Source organism: Gordonia sp. IITR100 (assembly GCF_002009645.1).
GTDB lineage: Bacteria > Actinomycetota > Actinomycetes > Mycobacteriales > Mycobacteriaceae > Gordonia > Gordonia hongkongensis.
The window spans coordinates 614,002-628,928 of record NZ_MVKV01000001.1; the positions used below are offsets into that span (position 1 = coordinate 614,002).

Annotated in this window: 13 protein-coding genes; 5 read left to right on the plus strand and 8 right to left on the minus strand. The window is 68.0% G+C overall.

Annotated elements, in window-relative coordinates; genetic code table 11:
* Positions 1–443: 443 nt before the first annotated feature.
* Positions 444–2,177 carry an N-acetylmuramoyl-L-alanine amidase gene (locus B1818_RS02895; protein WP_078111883.1) on the plus strand — a complete coding sequence of 578 codons (1,734 nt, stop codon included), beginning with the start codon at positions 444–446 and terminating at the stop codon, positions 2,175–2,177.
* Positions 2,178–2,205: 28 nt separating this feature from the next.
* Here the strand turns inward: B1818_RS02895 and B1818_RS02900 are convergent, their stop codons facing one another.
* From B1818_RS02900 to B1818_RS02910, 3 genes are read right to left on the minus strand one after another with little or no spacing between them, the layout of a single operon-like run.
* The gene (locus tag B1818_RS02900) at positions 2,206–3,045 is read right to left on the minus strand and encodes a Cof-type HAD-IIB family hydrolase (protein WP_058250926.1); all 840 of its coding nucleotides are present in this window, start codon (positions 3,043–3,045) and stop codon (positions 2,206–2,208) included.
* Positions 3,045–3,857: a 1-acyl-sn-glycerol-3-phosphate acyltransferase gene (locus B1818_RS02905; RefSeq protein ID WP_058250925.1), complete on the minus strand. Its 813-nt coding sequence runs from the start codon at positions 3,855–3,857 to the stop codon at positions 3,045–3,047. The genes B1818_RS02900 and B1818_RS02905 overlap by 1 nt, the downstream gene beginning before the upstream one ends.
* 38 nt (positions 3,858–3,895) lie before the next feature.
* Positions 3,896–4,666: a 1-acyl-sn-glycerol-3-phosphate acyltransferase gene (locus B1818_RS02910; protein ID WP_078111884.1), complete on the minus strand. Its 771-nt coding sequence runs from the start codon at positions 4,664–4,666 to the stop codon at positions 3,896–3,898.
* 214 nt (positions 4,667–4,880) lie between these two features.
* On the opposite strand from B1818_RS02910, the gene B1818_RS02915 reads away from it, so the two are divergent.
* The 3 genes from B1818_RS02915 to B1818_RS02925 all read left to right on the plus strand — a co-directional run bounded on the left by B1818_RS02915 (position 4,881) and on the right by B1818_RS02925 (position 8,640).
* On the plus strand, positions 4,881–6,485 hold the full coding sequence (locus B1818_RS02915) for a Rieske 2Fe-2S domain-containing protein (protein WP_078111988.1): 1,605 nt from the start codon (positions 4,881–4,883) through the stop codon (positions 6,483–6,485).
* 16 nt (positions 6,486–6,501) lie between these two features.
* The gene (locus tag B1818_RS02920; RefSeq protein WP_058250923.1) at positions 6,502–7,116 is read left to right on the plus strand and encodes a TetR/AcrR family transcriptional regulator; all 615 of its coding nucleotides are present in this window, start codon (positions 6,502–6,504) and stop codon (positions 7,114–7,116) included.
* 132 nt (positions 7,117–7,248) lie between these two features.
* Entirely contained in the window at positions 7,249–8,640 is a 1,392-nt protein-coding gene (locus tag B1818_RS02925; protein ID WP_231742330.1) for a lipase family protein, read from the plus strand.
* A gap of 51 nt (positions 8,641–8,691) precedes the next feature.
* On the opposite strand, the gene B1818_RS02930 is transcribed toward B1818_RS02925, so the two are convergent.
* Positions 8,692–11,022, minus strand: a complete 2,331-nt coding sequence (locus B1818_RS02930) for a molybdopterin oxidoreductase family protein (RefSeq protein WP_078111989.1) — start codon at positions 11,020–11,022, stop codon at positions 8,692–8,694.
* Between the two features lie 302 nt (positions 11,023–11,324).
* On the opposite strand from B1818_RS02930, the gene B1818_RS02935 reads away from it, so the two are divergent.
* Positions 11,325–11,537: a hypothetical protein gene (locus B1818_RS02935; RefSeq protein WP_058250921.1), complete on the plus strand. Its 213-nt coding sequence runs from the start codon at positions 11,325–11,327 to the stop codon at positions 11,535–11,537.
* A gap of 72 nt (positions 11,538–11,609) precedes the next feature.
* On the opposite strand, the gene B1818_RS02940 is transcribed toward B1818_RS02935, so the two are convergent.
* The 4 genes from B1818_RS02940 to B1818_RS02955 form a co-directional block, all read right to left on the minus strand.
* Positions 11,610–12,119 (minus strand): GNAT family N-acetyltransferase, encoded by a 510-nt coding sequence (locus B1818_RS02940; RefSeq protein ID WP_058250920.1) that lies wholly within the window; start codon positions 12,117–12,119, stop codon positions 11,610–11,612.
* A 40-nt stretch (positions 12,120–12,159) separates the two neighbouring features.
* Entirely contained in the window at positions 12,160–13,413 is a 1,254-nt protein-coding gene (locus tag B1818_RS02945; protein WP_058250919.1) for a lipase family protein, read from the minus strand.
* Positions 13,414–13,515: 102 nt separating this feature from the next.
* A complete protein-coding gene (locus tag B1818_RS02950) occupies positions 13,516–14,403 on the minus strand; it encodes a DMT family transporter (protein WP_058250918.1) in 888 nt (295 codons plus the stop codon).
* Positions 14,404–14,455: 52 nt separating this feature from the next.
* Positions 14,456–14,875 (minus strand): VOC family protein, encoded by a 420-nt coding sequence (locus B1818_RS02955; RefSeq protein ID WP_078111885.1) that lies wholly within the window; start codon positions 14,873–14,875, stop codon positions 14,456–14,458.
* Positions 14,876–14,927: the final 52 nt, after the last annotated feature.

The window sequence follows — 14,927 nt, forward strand, 5'->3', positions numbered from 1 at the left end:
GCCGCGGGCGGCGAACTTCTGCACCGCTCGTAACGCCTGTGACTGATGTGACGATTGGGACTTAAGTGACCCTAGTGAACTCAGATGCCGATCACCAACCCGACGGGATCACAACCGGATCACGAGTTGTCCGGGCCGCCGTGACCTCTGGCGCGGGGGTCAGGTCCCCGGATTCATTGCCACCTCATCGTCGACCATCAACACATCAGTCACATCCATCACACATATAACAAGAACATCACGAGTTACCGATGCGCGGCGTGTGTCGCCGCCGTCGTCGATGCCTGACGGCGACGATGACCGCCGTACCGAGCACAGTCGACGACTTCGAAGTCCTGGTGGCTTCGACGCCGTCGGCTGCGCTGATGTCGACGGCTGAGCGGACCCGACCACACCCCCGGAGCACCAGCGCCGCGGTCCGACCAACCTGCGAGGAGACCTGAGTGCGTTACCCCAGACCGAAACCTTCGATCGCGCTCGCCGCGATCGCCGCCGCGGTCGTCGCGAGCCCGTTCGTGGTGATCGCGAGCCAGTCCGAACCACAGTTGGTGGACAACAAGCAGACGGTCTCCAACACCGAGATCGAGCAGGTCCCGTTACGGGAACTGCCCGCCGCCATCGTCGACGTGGCGACGTCCGGCCTCGCCGCGGCGGGGGTCGAACTGCCGCCGATCGATCCGGACGCGTTCCCGCTGCCGGATCTGACGGTCCCGCTGCCGAAGGGTCTCGTACCGGGAGCCGGCTCATCGTCGAGCACCGATCCCTCTGCCCCGTCGGGATCACCGTCGAGGGAGTCATCGGCAGAATCGTCGCCGTCGGAATCCCCCTCGACAGAATCGTCACCGTCGGAAACCGGCTCGGAGACAACCGAACCCGCCGCCACCCCGACGACCGAGCCGCCCAGCAGCAGCGAGCGGTCGGCACCGTCGACGACGCGGGAACAGCCGGCGCCTCGAGATGACCGGGCACCGGGGACCCCGACCCGATCGAACCCGAGCAGCACGACCCCGGCGACACCCACAATGGCCGACGGCCGCGAGGTCGGGGCGGCGGTCACGCACATCGCGCGCGAGGCGCCGATCAAGATGGTGGCGTTCACCTGGGAGCGACCCGTGGACGTCGACCTCAAGCTGCGTGCGAAGAACCCCGACGGCAAGTGGGGACCGTGGACGGTCCTGGAGCAGATCACCCGCGGACAGGCGCCCAGCGCGAAGAACCCGGTCGGTACCGAACCGGTCTGGGTGGGCGACGCACGTGAGGTGCAGGTCGCCGCGAGCAAGGACGGCCTCGCGATCCCGGCGGCGGAAACCCAGGGCGGCGATCTCGCCCAGCTGGCCGTCGGCACCGCGAGCACGGTGGTGACGGAGTTGGCCACGGTTGCCCTCAATGCGCTGAAGGCGACGCTCATCAGCCCCGAGAGCCTGCTCGGCCTGGGTTCGTCGTTGCTCTCGCCGCTGACCGGCGGACCGCAGGTCGTGGCCCGCCAGGCATGGGGCGCCGACGAGTCCATTCGCTGTTCGCAGCCGGTGTACTCGCCGCAGATGCGCGGTGCGATCGTGCACCACACGGCCGGCAGCAACGACTACACCCCGCAGCAGTCCGCGGAGATCGTCCGGGGCATCTACGCCTATCACGCACGCAGCCTGAACTGGTGCGACATCGGGTACAACGTGCTCATCGACAAGTACGGCCAGATCTTCGAGGGCGCGTTCGGCGGACTCGACCGCAACGTCGAGGGCACGCACACCGGCGGGTTCAACAAGGAGACCCTCGGGGTGTCGATGATCGGCAACCTCGAGGAGGTGCCGCCGACCGCGGCGATGGTGTCGGCGACCGGCAAGTTCCTGCGCTGGCGCCTCGGCAAGGCCGGACTCAACCCGGCGGGCACGGCGACGCTGACCTCAGAGGGGTTCGCGGGCACCAAGTTCGCGGCGGGCACGCAGTCGAACCTGCCGGTCATCTCCGGGCACCGCGACTACAACAGCACCAGCTGTCCGGGAGTCCACGGCTACGCGGCGCTCACCGCGATCCGGGCGCTCGCCGGCGGTGCGCCGCCGGCACCCGAACCGACTCCGCCTGCCGATCCCGCAGCCCCGGCACCTCCGCCGGCCGCACCCGGCGCCCCCGCGCCGCCGGTCGAACCGGGTGCCCCCGCCCCGGTACCGCCGGCGACCTGAGCCGGGTCCCGCGATCCGCGGGGACGGATCAGGTTCCGGCGAACCAGCGCTCGAGCACCTTCGCGACGCCGTCGTCGTTGTTGCCCACGGTGACCTCGTCGGCGGCGTCGAGTGCGGTCGGATGACCGTGTCCCATCGCGACTCCGAGGCCCGCCCAGGTGAGCATCTCGGCGTCGTTGGGCATGTCGCCGAACGCGATCACCGCGTCGACGGGGAGTCCGGCGAGCTCGGCGAGCCGGGCTAGTCCGGACGCCTTGTGTGTGCCCGGTACGGACAGCTCGATGAGTCCGTTGTCGGTGGAGAAGGTCACCTGGGCGAGGTCGCCGACCATCGGCTCCAGACGACGAGCCATCTCGTCGGAGGCCATACCCGGCTTGCGGACGAGGAGTTTCACGGCCGGATCACCGAACACCTCGTCGTCACCGACCTCGACGTGGTCGGGGTTGAGCCATGCGTGTTCGTAGCCGGCGCTCGCGACGAACGGCGCGGTCGCGGCGTCGTGTGCGGAACGGCCCGCCCGCTCGGCCGCGATGCCGCATCCCGGGATCTGCTGGTAGGCGATCTCGCCGAGTTTGACCAGGGCGTCGGGTTCGAGATTGGCCGACCACAGCACGCGGTCGTGCTCGGCGTCGTAGATGATGGCGCCGTTGGCGCACACCGCGTACCGGACGAACGCGTCGGTGCCGGCGAACTGGTCGGTGATCTCGGCGATCCAGCGCGGGGGTCGACCGGTGGCAAGCACGAATTCCGTACCGGCAGCACGGGCGGCGGCGAGCACGGCCAGCGTGCGCGGGGAGACCCGGTTCTCGTCGTCGATGAGGGTTCCGTCCACGTCGCTGGCGATGAGTGTGGGTGGACCGAATGTCATCAGCGTCTGCTTTCTCTCGACCGTGATCTCTCGGCGGCTCGTCTCGCCCGCGCCTCGGCTTTGCGGAGCGCCTCGTCGGCTTCGATCACCGCGGCTTCCTGAGGTGTCGGTGCCGAACCGCCCAGTCGCGACGGAACCCAGAACTCACCCGGCGGGTGGGGACCGTAGGCGTCCTGGACTTCGAGGAGCATCGAGTTCATGGTGTCGCGGAGCCTCAGGGTCTCACGCTCGGGGGACTCGCCCGGAGCTGGGGTGAACGGCAGACCGAACCGGACATGCACCGGCAGCCGGCTCCGGCCGATGTTCCGCAGTCCGCCCTTCGTCCACTGGCGGTGGGCGCCCCACACGATCGCCGGGATAATGGGCACCCCGGTCTCGGCGGCCATCCGGGCCGCACCGCTCTTGAACTCCTTGAGCTCGAAGCTGCGGCTGATCGTCGCCTCCGGATAGACCGCGACGATGTAGCCGTCCCGCAGCCGACCGAGCGCGGCTCGATACGCCTCGGCGCCGCGCGACCGGTCCACCGGGACGGTCTTGGTGTGGTTGACCAGGAACCGCATGATCCCGATGTCCATGACCTCGGACTTGATGAGAAAACGGGTCCGGCGTCCGGCCCGCTGCACCCCGAGCGCGAGCGGCAGGAAGTCGACGTAGCCGGTGTGGTTGACGCACAGCACGGCGCCGCCGGAGTCGGGGATGTTCTCGATGCCGGTGAAGTGCAGGTCGAGAGCCTGCGCCCGGACGATCCCGTTGGCGATCAGCTCCAAGGTGCGATACACCGGCTCGCGGTGTCCGTGCCTGGCTGCGCTCATGGGTCCAGGTTAACGCCGCCTCACCGGCCGACAGTCGATCAGACGACCCCGGGGTCGTCCTTCCGCGGCTCGCGTTTGGCGGCACGTTCGGCCTGCTCCTGGGCGTCCATCCGGTTGGCCTCCTCGAGTGTCGGCGCCGAACCGCCGAGCCGGGCGGGGACCCAGAACTCACCCTTCGGGTGCTCGCCGTAGGCATCCTGCAGTTCGAGGAGTTTCGCACTCATGACCTCGTGCAGCTTGGCCGTGAGGGCGTCGGCGCTGCCCGTGGCCTCGAGGGGCTCGCAGACGCCGATGGAGATCTTGTACCCGGTGCGCCCCAGCTGTTTGGGGTGCCCCTTGGTCCACACGCGCTGCGCACCCCAGATCACCGTGGGGACGATCGGCGCGCCGGATTCGATCGCCATGCGGGCGGCACCGGACTTGAAGGCCTTCAGCTCGAAGCTCCGGCTGATCGTCGCCTCGGGGTAGACCCCGACGAGCTCGCCGCGCTTGAGGTACTCGACCGCGTTGCGGTAGCTGTCCGCACCTTGCGCGCGGTCGACGGGAATGTGCTTGAGCGAACGCATGATCGGCCCGGAGATCTTGTTGTCGAAGACCTCCTTCTTCGCCATGAAGCGGACCTTGCGACGGCCCTGCAGGTAGGCCGGGATACCCGCGTAGGTGAAGTCCAGGTAGCCGGTGTGGTTGATCGCGACGACGCCGGCGCCGTCGGCCGGTACGTGTTCCACACCCGACACCTTGAACTTCAGACCTTCGGCCAGCCACAACAGGCGGGCGGCGGTGATCACGGTGTCGTACACGGGTTCCATGCGAGAGAGCTTAGCCACTGTCCCCGGAGCCCTCGCCGCCGTCGGCAGCCTGGTCGCCGTGACCGGCCGTTCATCACGACGGGACCCGTGAGACTCCTCACGGTGAGCATCCCGCGGGACTCATGGCCCACGCACCAGCCCGGCACGGCTCGATACCCTGGACGTCTGTAGTGCCCTGCCGCGCAGCCCCGCGCACACCATGAAAGGCCCCTTCGTGCAGATCACCAGCATCGGTCATGCCGGTTTCCACATCCAGACCACCGCCGGATCGATCCTCTGCGACCCCTGGGTCAACCCGACGTACTTCGCCTCCTGGGTGCCCTTCCCGGACAACTCCGGACTCGACTGGAAGGCGCTCGGCGACTGCGATTACCTCTACGTCTCGCATCTGCACCGCGATCACTTCGACGAGCGGAACCTGCGCGAGAACGTGAACAAGGACGCCACCGTCCTGCTCCCCGACTACCCGGTGCCGGACCTGCGCCGCGAACTCGAGAAGCTCGGATTCTCCAAGTTCGTGGAAACCACCGACTCGGTCAAGACGACGGTGACGAACGACAAGGGTTCGTTGGACGTCATGATCATCGCGTTGCGGGCGCCCGCCGACGGCCCGATCGGCGACAGTGGACTCATCGTCTCCGACGGCGAGACGGTGTGCTTCAACATGAACGACGCCCGGCCGATCGACCTGGACGTCGTCGACGAGGCGTTCGGGCACGTCGACGTCCACCTGCTGCAGTACTCCGGCGCGATCTGGTACCCGATGGTCTACGACATCCCGCGGAAGTCCAAGGCCAACTTCGCCTCTCAGAAACGACAGCGCGGAATGGACCGTGCGCGTTCCTATATCGAGCAGGTCGGGGCGACGTGGGTGGTGCCGTCGGCCGGACCGCCGATGTTCCTCGACGAGGACCTGTTCTACCTCAACGACTTCGGGTCCGCCGAGACCGCGGACACCACGTCGATCTTCCCGGACCAGGAAACCTTCCTGGAGCAGATGCGCATCCACGGCACCGACGACGGCGAGAAGCACCGCGGCCTGATGATGGTGTCGGGTTCGGTCGCCGACTTCTCGGGACCGACGCTGAACGAGGTGACCCATCCCTACGCGCCCGCCGATGTCTTCGGCGAGAACAAGCGGGCCTACCTCGAGCGGATGAAGGAGAAGTTCGCACCGGTCATCGCCGCGGAGAAGGCCACGTGGGCACCGGCCGAGGGCGAGCCGCTGATCGGCGCCCTCCGCGAGCTGTTCGAGCCGATCATGGCGCAGTCGGATCTGATCTGCGACGGCATCGGCTACCCCGTCGGACTGGTGATGACCCCCGGCGGCGGCCCGGCCAACGACGCCACCGAGACCGTCGTGATCGACTTCCCGAACCGCATCGTGCGCGAGCCCAAGGAAGGAGAGGGCAAGTACCGCTACGGTTTCCGGATCGCCACCGAGCTGGTCCGGACCGTCCTGCGCGACAACGAGCCCGACTGGGTCAACACCATCTTCCTGTCGACGCGGTTCACCACCTGGCGCATCGGCGGTTACAACGAGTTCCTCTACACCTTCTTCAAGTGCCTGACCGACGAACGGATCGCTTACGCCGACGGCTGGTTCGCCGAAGCACACGACGACTCGGCGTCGATCACCAAGGACGGCTGGGAGATCCAGCGGCGCTGCCCGCACCTCAAGGCCGATCTCGGCAAGTTCGGGGTCATCGAGGGCGAGAAGCTGACCTGCAATCTGCACGGATGGCAGTGGGATCTGCCCACGGGACGCTGCCTGACGTCGAAGGGGCATGAACTCCGCGCGTCGAAGCTCGACTCGTAGCCGGATCGCCACCTCGATGACCTCCGAACGCACCTACGGTGGCCGTTCGGTGAGCGACCGGGCCGCCGAACGGCGGCAGCGTTTTCTCGACGCCGCGCTGGCCGAGTTCACCGACACCGGTTACGCGAAGTCATCGGTCACGTCGATCTGCCGGGTGGCCGGGCTGTCGCGACGCCAGTTCTACGCGGAGTTCACCGACCGCGAGGAACTCCTGGTGGCCCTGTACGACACCGTGCAGGGCGCCGCCCGCAGTGCGGTGGCAGAAGCATTGGCCGACTGCCCTTCTCGAGATCTTCGCGATCTGAGCACCGCAGCGATGCGCGCCTATATGGCATCCGTGGGCACCGATCCCCGGCGCGCGGCGGTGTCGTTCGTCCAGATCGTCGGCGTGAGCCCGCGCGTCGAGCAGCACCGCCTCGACGGACGTGAGGAGTGGGTCGAGTTCTTCGTGTCCGCCATGTCGGAGTTCGCCGACCGGCCCGCAACGCCGCGGCAGCGTCACCTCGCGATCGCCTTCGTCGGAGCGCTCACCGGCTTGGTCCATCGCTGGAGCGAGGCGCCCGACCCCGACACCCTCGACGACGTCGTCGCGGTGCTGGCCGACATCCTGCTCGCCTTCACCACCCTCTGACCACCGGGCCATTGTGTCCTCCGACACACCGGGTGTATGTTCTCCCGAAGTGTGAGACACAAACGTCTCACTTTCGGAAGGGTTGCCATGCGGGGATGGAAACGCCACGGATCACGGGGATTCGTGCGCTTGATGGTGGGATTCGGACTTGTGGCGCTCGTCGCCGGCGGGCCGTTCGGGCCGGTCACTGCCTCCGCGGAGCCGTCGTCGGTCCCGGTGGCGCCGGTGCTCCCGTTCCCGGTTCCGCCCGCGATCCCGGAGTTCGACACGGACTTCTACCTGCCACCGCAGGCGGTGGTCGCGGCCAAGAAACCCGGTGAGCTCATCGCCGCGCGACGAGTGCATGTCGCGGCCCTGTCGGTGATCCCGATCAACGTCGACGCCTGGCAGATCTCGTACCGATCGACCAACACCCGGGGCGAGCCGATCCCGGCCGTGGCGACACTGCTCAAACCGAAGGGCCGAGCGAAGCCCGGACCGTCGAAACTCGTGTCGTGGCAGTCCGCGGAGGACTCCACCGCGATGTACTGCGCGCCGTCGTATGCGTTGCAGCAGGGCTCCATTCCGGGACAACTGACCGGCTCGGTGGACTCGAGCCTCGAGGTCCTGCAGATCACCTCGCTGGTCGGCGCCGGATGGTCGGTTGTCATTCCCGACCATCAGGGCCCCGAATCCGCCTTCGCGGCAGGCCCTCTCGCGGGCCGAATCACCCTCGACGGAATCCGGGGCGCGCGGAACTTCGCGCCGTTGGGCCTCGAAGACGACCTGCGTGTGGGCCTGATGGGCTACTCCGGCGGGGCGATCGCCACGGGCTGGGCAGCCGAGCTGGCTTCGCGATACGCCCCGGAGCTGCCGATCGTCGGCGCTGCCGAAGGTGGCGTGCCCGCGGACATCCGCGCTCTGGTCGATCTCGCCGACAAGAACGCGGCGTCGGGCCTGATCATGGCCGGGATCATCGGGGTCAGCCGGGAGTACCCCGAACTCGACCGGTTCCTGCAGCGGCATATCAACCCACTCGGCAGAGCCCTGCTGGCGAGCAAGAATCCGCTGTGCCTCACCTACCAGGCGGCGCTCGCACCGTTCGTGAACATCAAGGGCCTGATCAACCTGCCGGGCGATCCGCTGGACTACCCCGTCCCACGAAAGGTATTGGCAAACCTCCGAATGGGCGGCTCGACACCTGAGTTCCCGATGTTCATCTATCAGTCGAACCCCGACTGGATCGCCCCTGTGGGCCCGGTCAACGAGTTGGTCCGCACCTACTGCGCCGATGGCGCGAGTGTGCGATACGTGCGCGACCACTTCAGCGAACACATCACCCTCGCCGTTGAGGGGTTTGCGCCGGCCATCGTGTGGATGCGGGATCGCCTGGACGGCAAACCGGCACAGACCGGTTGCACCACAAGCGATCAGGGATCGATGGCGCTCGACCCGGCGACGTGGCGCGCGTTCGTCAATCTGGTGGGCAACAATCTCGCCCTGGCCATCAATCAGCAGTTGGGGAATCCGCCGCGGGTGCCGTGACAGAGCCTCTCGAGGAGTGAGGGATTCGTACCGGATTCCGGTACGAATCCCTCACTTCGCAGTCACGGGCGTCATCGACGCGGCACCCATCTTGAAGATCGGCTGCTTCGACGCCGGGTCCCAGTCGGTGATGGTCAGCTCGTTGGCCGCACGGTGGTGCCCGGTGTCGTCGTCTGCGTGGGCGTCCCAGTACCCGTAGTGGAAGGGCACGAACAGCACGCCGCGACGGATGGCGGCGATCCGCACCGTTGCGCTGATTGCGCCGCGCGGGCTGGCGATCTCGACGAGGTCGCCGTCGTGCACACCGCTGCGCGCGGCATCCAGTGCGTTGACCTCCACCCACACCTCCGGCGCCGCCCCGTCGAGTTCGGGTGCTCGCCCCGTCTTGGTGCGGGTGTGGAAGTGGTAGACCGTTCGTCCCGTGATCAGCGCGAAAGGGTGTTCGGCACTGGGACTCTCGGGAGGTGGCAGGTGTGGCGCCGCCTTGATCAGCGCCCGCGCCCCCGGGTTGAGGTCGCGGTACTCATCGGGTTGTAGCGGCTCGCCGGTGAGCAGATCCTTGCCGTACGACTCGCAGTAGTCCGCCGCGCTGTAGAACCGGCCGTCGGCGTAGAGACGCTCGGTGCCCTCGGGAGCGTCCGCGGTGCACGGCCACTGCACGCCACCGCGGGCCCGCAGCAACTCGTACGTCATCCCGCTGTAGTCGCAGGGCCGGCCCGCGCTGCACTCACGCCAGGATTCGAAAGCGGATTCGGCATCCGTCCACGGGGGCAACGGCTTCCCATCCCGGTCACGGAAGTCCATCCGACGGGCGTAGTCGAGAAAGATGTCGAGGTCGGCTCTGGCCTCGCCGGGCGGATCGACGGCCTTCTCCGACAGGTGCACGGTGCGATCGGCGTTGGTGAACGTGCCCGTCTTCTCACCCCATCCAGCTGCCGGGAGTACGACATCGGCGAGTGCGGTCGTCTCATTCGGGAACATGTCCTGCGCCACGACGAACACATCGTCCCGTTCGAGGATCGCGCGGATTCGCCCCAGCTCCGGCAGCGACACGGCGGGATTCGTGGCACTGATCCACAGCATCCGTATCGTCCCCTCTTCGGCGAGGCGGAAGATCTCCATCGCGTGGGTGGGCGGGTTTTCATGCGGGAGCCGGTCTTTCTCGATGTTCCACAGGTCGGCCAGTTCGCGCACGTGCGCGTCGTTCTCCCAGTTGCGGAACCCCGCGAGATCGCCGTCGGCCCCGCACTCTCTGGTGTTCTCGGCGGTGGGCTGGCCGTTCATCTGCAGCAGACCACAACCGGGCCGCCCGAGCATCCCCCGGATGAGGTGGATGTTGTTGACCTGAACCGCCGCGGCGGTCGCCTGGTGCGATTGGTAGAAGCCCTGCAACACCGTCGACACCAGTCGTTCGGCGCTGCCCAACAGACGTGCGGCGTGACGGAGATCGTCGGCCGGGACATCGCAGATCTCGGCGACGCGTTCCGGTGGATAGTCGTCGACCATCCGACGCAGGTCGTCGAAACCGACTGTGTGCGCGTCGATGTAACCGTGGTCGATCCAGTCGTTGGCGATGATTTCGTGCAGCAGCCCGTTCATGAGCGCGACGTTCGTGCCGGGTAGCGGTGCCAGGTGGACGGTGGCATGCCGGGCCACCGGCGTCGTCCGCGGGTCGACGCAGATGATGGCCGGCGGGTGGGGACCCGCGAGTCGGTCGAGGATGCGCATCCACGTGACGCTCTGGGTCTCGGCGATGTTGTGACCGAACAGCGCGATGGTGTCGGCATGGTCGAGGTCGGTGTAGGTGCCGGGCTGACCGTCGCTGGCGAACGAGGCCTTCAGTGCTTCCGCGGCCGTCGCGGTGCACAACCGGGTGTTGCCGTCCACGTGGTCGGTGCCGATGGCTCCGTGGGCGATGACCCCGAGCGTGTAGTACTCCTCCAAGAAGAGCTGTCCGGACGTGTAGAAGCCGATCGCGGCGGGTCCGTGTTCGTCGAGCAGGGACCGGGACCGTTCGACGATGCGTCCCATTGCGTCGTCCCACGTGGCGTTGACCAGGCGTCCGTGCTCGCGGATCAGCGGGCGGGTCAGTCGGTCCCGAGACGAACTGGCCTGCCATCCGTAGAGATCCTTGACGTCGACGCGACCACGGTTGACACGGTCATCGGCCCGGCCGCGGACGCCGACGATCCGGTCGTCGACCACCGCAATGTCGAGGGCGTCGCCGTTGGAATGCAGGACCGACGCCGAGCGAACCCAGCGTTGCACCTCGTCAGGACTGATCCCGTCGCCCAGATGCTGATCGACCCGGGCCGGCCATCGTTCACCCGGCGCATACGGGGTGCGCCCACCCCAGAGGTCATCGATGCGATCGGCCACGATTCCCTCCCCACGACGGCACGACGCCTTCGGACCGTCGGGGTGTACCCAACCGCGTCCGGAGTCATTCGTCGTCCGTGGACCGCGATTCGACGCCGGCCGATTACTCCGACGCGATTGTGGGTAGCCCTCCGGCACGTTCGCTCGCGACCCGTTACCGACCCGTTGCGCGCGACACGATCCGAGCTCGACGACCTCGGCAAGAGGTCCCGGGCGCGGACAGATTTCTACGATGAGGAACAGGGCTCACGGCCGGACACGACGTCGGACCGCGAGTCGCACACAACGACCGTGAGGAGAACATCATGGCCAAGTACCGCGTCATCGATTCGAGCGAGAACGTCGTCGAGGAGAAGGAGTTCGACGACGCCACCGGCGCATACGACTGGTTCAAGACCGTCGCCGCACCGGACGACAGCCTCGGCACCGTCATGCAGGTGCACGACGACGGCGAGTGGAAGAACTTCGAGGTCTCGGACGGGGGCACCAACGCCAGCCCGTCCGCCGACGCCGACTGAACCGCCTCCCCTCGGCAGGACGAGGTCGGCCACCCTTCGCGCCCCGGGTCTCCCGGGGCGCGAAGTCCGTTCTCAGACCCCGAACGCAGCCGGATAGGCGATCGTCCCGCTCGGCACCGGGCGCGCATCGTCGAGCACCAGCGCCATCATCGCCTCGTCCGGGACGTCGAACGGTGCGCGGATTCCGAATCGGGACGCCGGGACGAAACCGAATCTCGGGTAGTACTCGGCATGGCCGAGCACCACCACCACATTCTCGCGGTGCGCGCGGGCAACGTCGAGACCCGCGACGATGGCCGCGGAGCCCGCCCCGGACCGTTGACACGACGGCAACACGGCGCAGGGTCCGAGCGTGAGCGCCGGTGCCGCGTCGACGCGGCACCGCGAATACGACGCGTACCCGACGATCGTGCCGTCGGCGTCGGTCGTGACGATGGAGAGCCCGTCGATCCAGGCGTCGCTGTCGGCCCGCAGCTCATCGACGATCCGCGCCTCGTCGGGGGTCGGGAACGCTGCGAGCACCACGTCGCGGATCGCGTCGGCATCCCCGTCACGCTCGGCGCGGGTCGCCCACCTGCTCACGGGTTGTCCGCACGCCGTCGTGATGCTGTGACGGTCGCTGTCACCGACCGCACCCGCCGGCCGGCTGCCCGGAGAAGCGACTGTTGAGGAAGCCGAACGCCTCGGCGCTCCACGGGATGAACGCCCGGGTGTGGTTCGAGCCGCGGTACTCGGTGAACGTCGTCGGCACCCCGCGGTTGCAGAACGAGCCGGCGAGGCGCGCGACATCGGCCGCGATCATCACACCGTCGCCGGTGCCGTCGACATTGCCGACCCCGAGCATCATGGGGCTGCGCGGAGTGCCGAGCGTCCCCATCACATTCTGCGAGATCGCCTGTCGGACACCGGGAACGTCCAGCAGGCCGCCGACCGTCGACACGAGGAGCTGGTGATCGGTCAGACCCGGGTACTTGTCGGCGAACGCCTCGATGCACTCCCCCGCGACCTGTCCGAGGACCCGCTTGCCCTTCGGGGACAGGTAGGACTGCATGTCGATGCCATAGGTCTCGGCGTACACCGCCATCAGCGCCGGGATCACGCCGGCCCAGTTCTGACTGCCGTTGACGTACCCCAGATTGTTCGCCGGGTTCACCAGCACACCACCCGCGGCGGCCCCGACGATGTTCAGCTCCGGCGCGTAGCGCGGCGCCAGCTCCGCACCGAAGCCGGTGGGGATCGATCCGCCGGAGTAGCCGAACAGTCCGACCGGCGTCCGGGCCGGCGCCCGCAGGTGACCGAGTGCGGCCCGCACGCCGTCCAGCGCGGCGTACCCCGATTCGCGCGCCATCGTCCAGCGCAGCCCGCGGCCCTCGTAGTCGGGGGCGGCGACGGTGTAACCGGCGGCGAGGAGCCCGGAGATGAGCGTGATGTCGATCGGCGCCTCCGCGGCATTACCGCCGCGCAGCGTGTACGACGGGTCGCACTGCGAGCCGAGTGCGTCGTAGAACGAGTGGTACGAGACGATGCGTCGTGGCGCTCCGGCAGCCGCGCCCGGCGGGGAGATGACCGTGGTGACCGTCGCCGTCGGCCTGCCGAACTGGTTCGTCGTCCGGTAGAGGATCTGGGTGGCCGAGATCGGGATACTGGTTCCGCGCCAACCCAACTCGACCTGCCGCGTCCGCAGCGCTGCGCCTGGTGACCGCGATTCGTAGCCCGCGGGCGGATCGTAGAACGGGTCCTGCGACGGCAACTGCCCCGGCGCTGCCGCTGGTACCGGAACGGGCGCCGCCGACACCGTGGGCGCGAGGAGGGACAGGGTCGTCGTCAGCCCGAGGATCGCGGTCAGCGTTCCGAGGCCGCGGGAGAGAAGCCGCATGGATCGTCATCCTGCCCGATATGCGGCGTCTGCTGTGTCGTTCGGTTCCGACTCGGCACGAGACCGCGCCCGGATGTCACACCGAAGGTCACACCCGGGGCGTCAGCCAGGGGTGGCGTCCGGCACCGGGTTCTCGCCGGCCCGCTCGACCGCCTCGACCACCGGCGACATCGCCACCACCACTGCGCCGGCCACGGCAGCGACGAAGGCGATCACGGCGACGGCGCCCCAACCGGCACGCGTGGTGTCGCCGAGCACCAGGATGCCGATGACACCGGGGACGACCGTCTCGCCGACGACCAGAGCGGCCGACGCCGCGCTGACCGACCCCTTCTGCAGGGCGACGGTGAACATGTAGAAGCCACCCGGGCCACACAGGATGATCGCGTAGAGCGCCGGGTCGGTGAGCAGTTCACCGAGATCGAACGGGTCGAGGCCGTCGAGGATGCGCACCGCGACCGCGAGGACCCCGAACAGCACGCCGGCGGAGAGGCCCGCCAGTACCGCGACACGACTCTGCATCCGTGGCAGGATCGCGGCGCCGAGTCCCAGGATCGCTGCTCCCACGACGAGCACCGCCCAGTGCAGCCACCATTCGTGCTCGTGACCCTCGTCGCCGGCCGAGAAGCCCAGCAGGACCAGCGATACGACGACGACCGCGATCGCCGTCCAGTCGCGGACCGACAACCGCGCGTGCAGGAACAGCGTGGCGAGCACGACGGTCACGACGAGGTTCGCACTGACGATCGGTTGTGCCAGGAACAGCGGGATCATGCGGGCGGCGACCATGTTGCCGAGGAATCCGATGCCGTCGAGCGCCGTGCCCGCGAGGAACGACACCGTCAGCATCGCGGTGATCGTCGACCGCAGCGACGGCGCCTCACCCGGCGCGCCGGTGTCCTCGACACTCTGCGCGCCACGCGCCTGCAACACCGACGCGGTGCCGTACGCCAGCGCCGCGAACACCGCCGCGAGGATCCCGATCAGCATGGTCGAACAGTAACCACCGTCGAGCGGTCGTGCGGGACGATGACGATCGCGATCAGTTCGTCGACGCGTCGGCGACGTAGGCGTCGGCGAACTCGCCGATCGCGGGGATCGGCTGGACGCAGTCGAGGAGTACGCCGTCGGGACCTTCGACGATGAAATGCCGCTGACCGAAGTCCTCGTCGCGCAACTCGAGCACCGGACGGAGTCCGTGTTCGTCCGTGAGACGCCGGTAGAGCACGTCGACGTCGTCGACCTCGATGTTGACCAGCAGTCCGGCGGCCGGTCGGCGGTGGCCCTCGGGGATCGTCGGATGAGTCGCGTCCACGAGCGCCAGCTCGAACACGCCCGTGCGCATGCTGACGTACCAGTCCGCAGAGAAGGTGACCTCGAAGCCGAGAACCCGCTGGTAGAAGTCTGCGGCCGCGGCCACGTCGGTGGACATGAGGACCGGGTAGACGCTGGTGACGTTCATGTCGGAGCTCCTTTACGTACGATGTGTTTGTATAGCCGACTATACATACGCA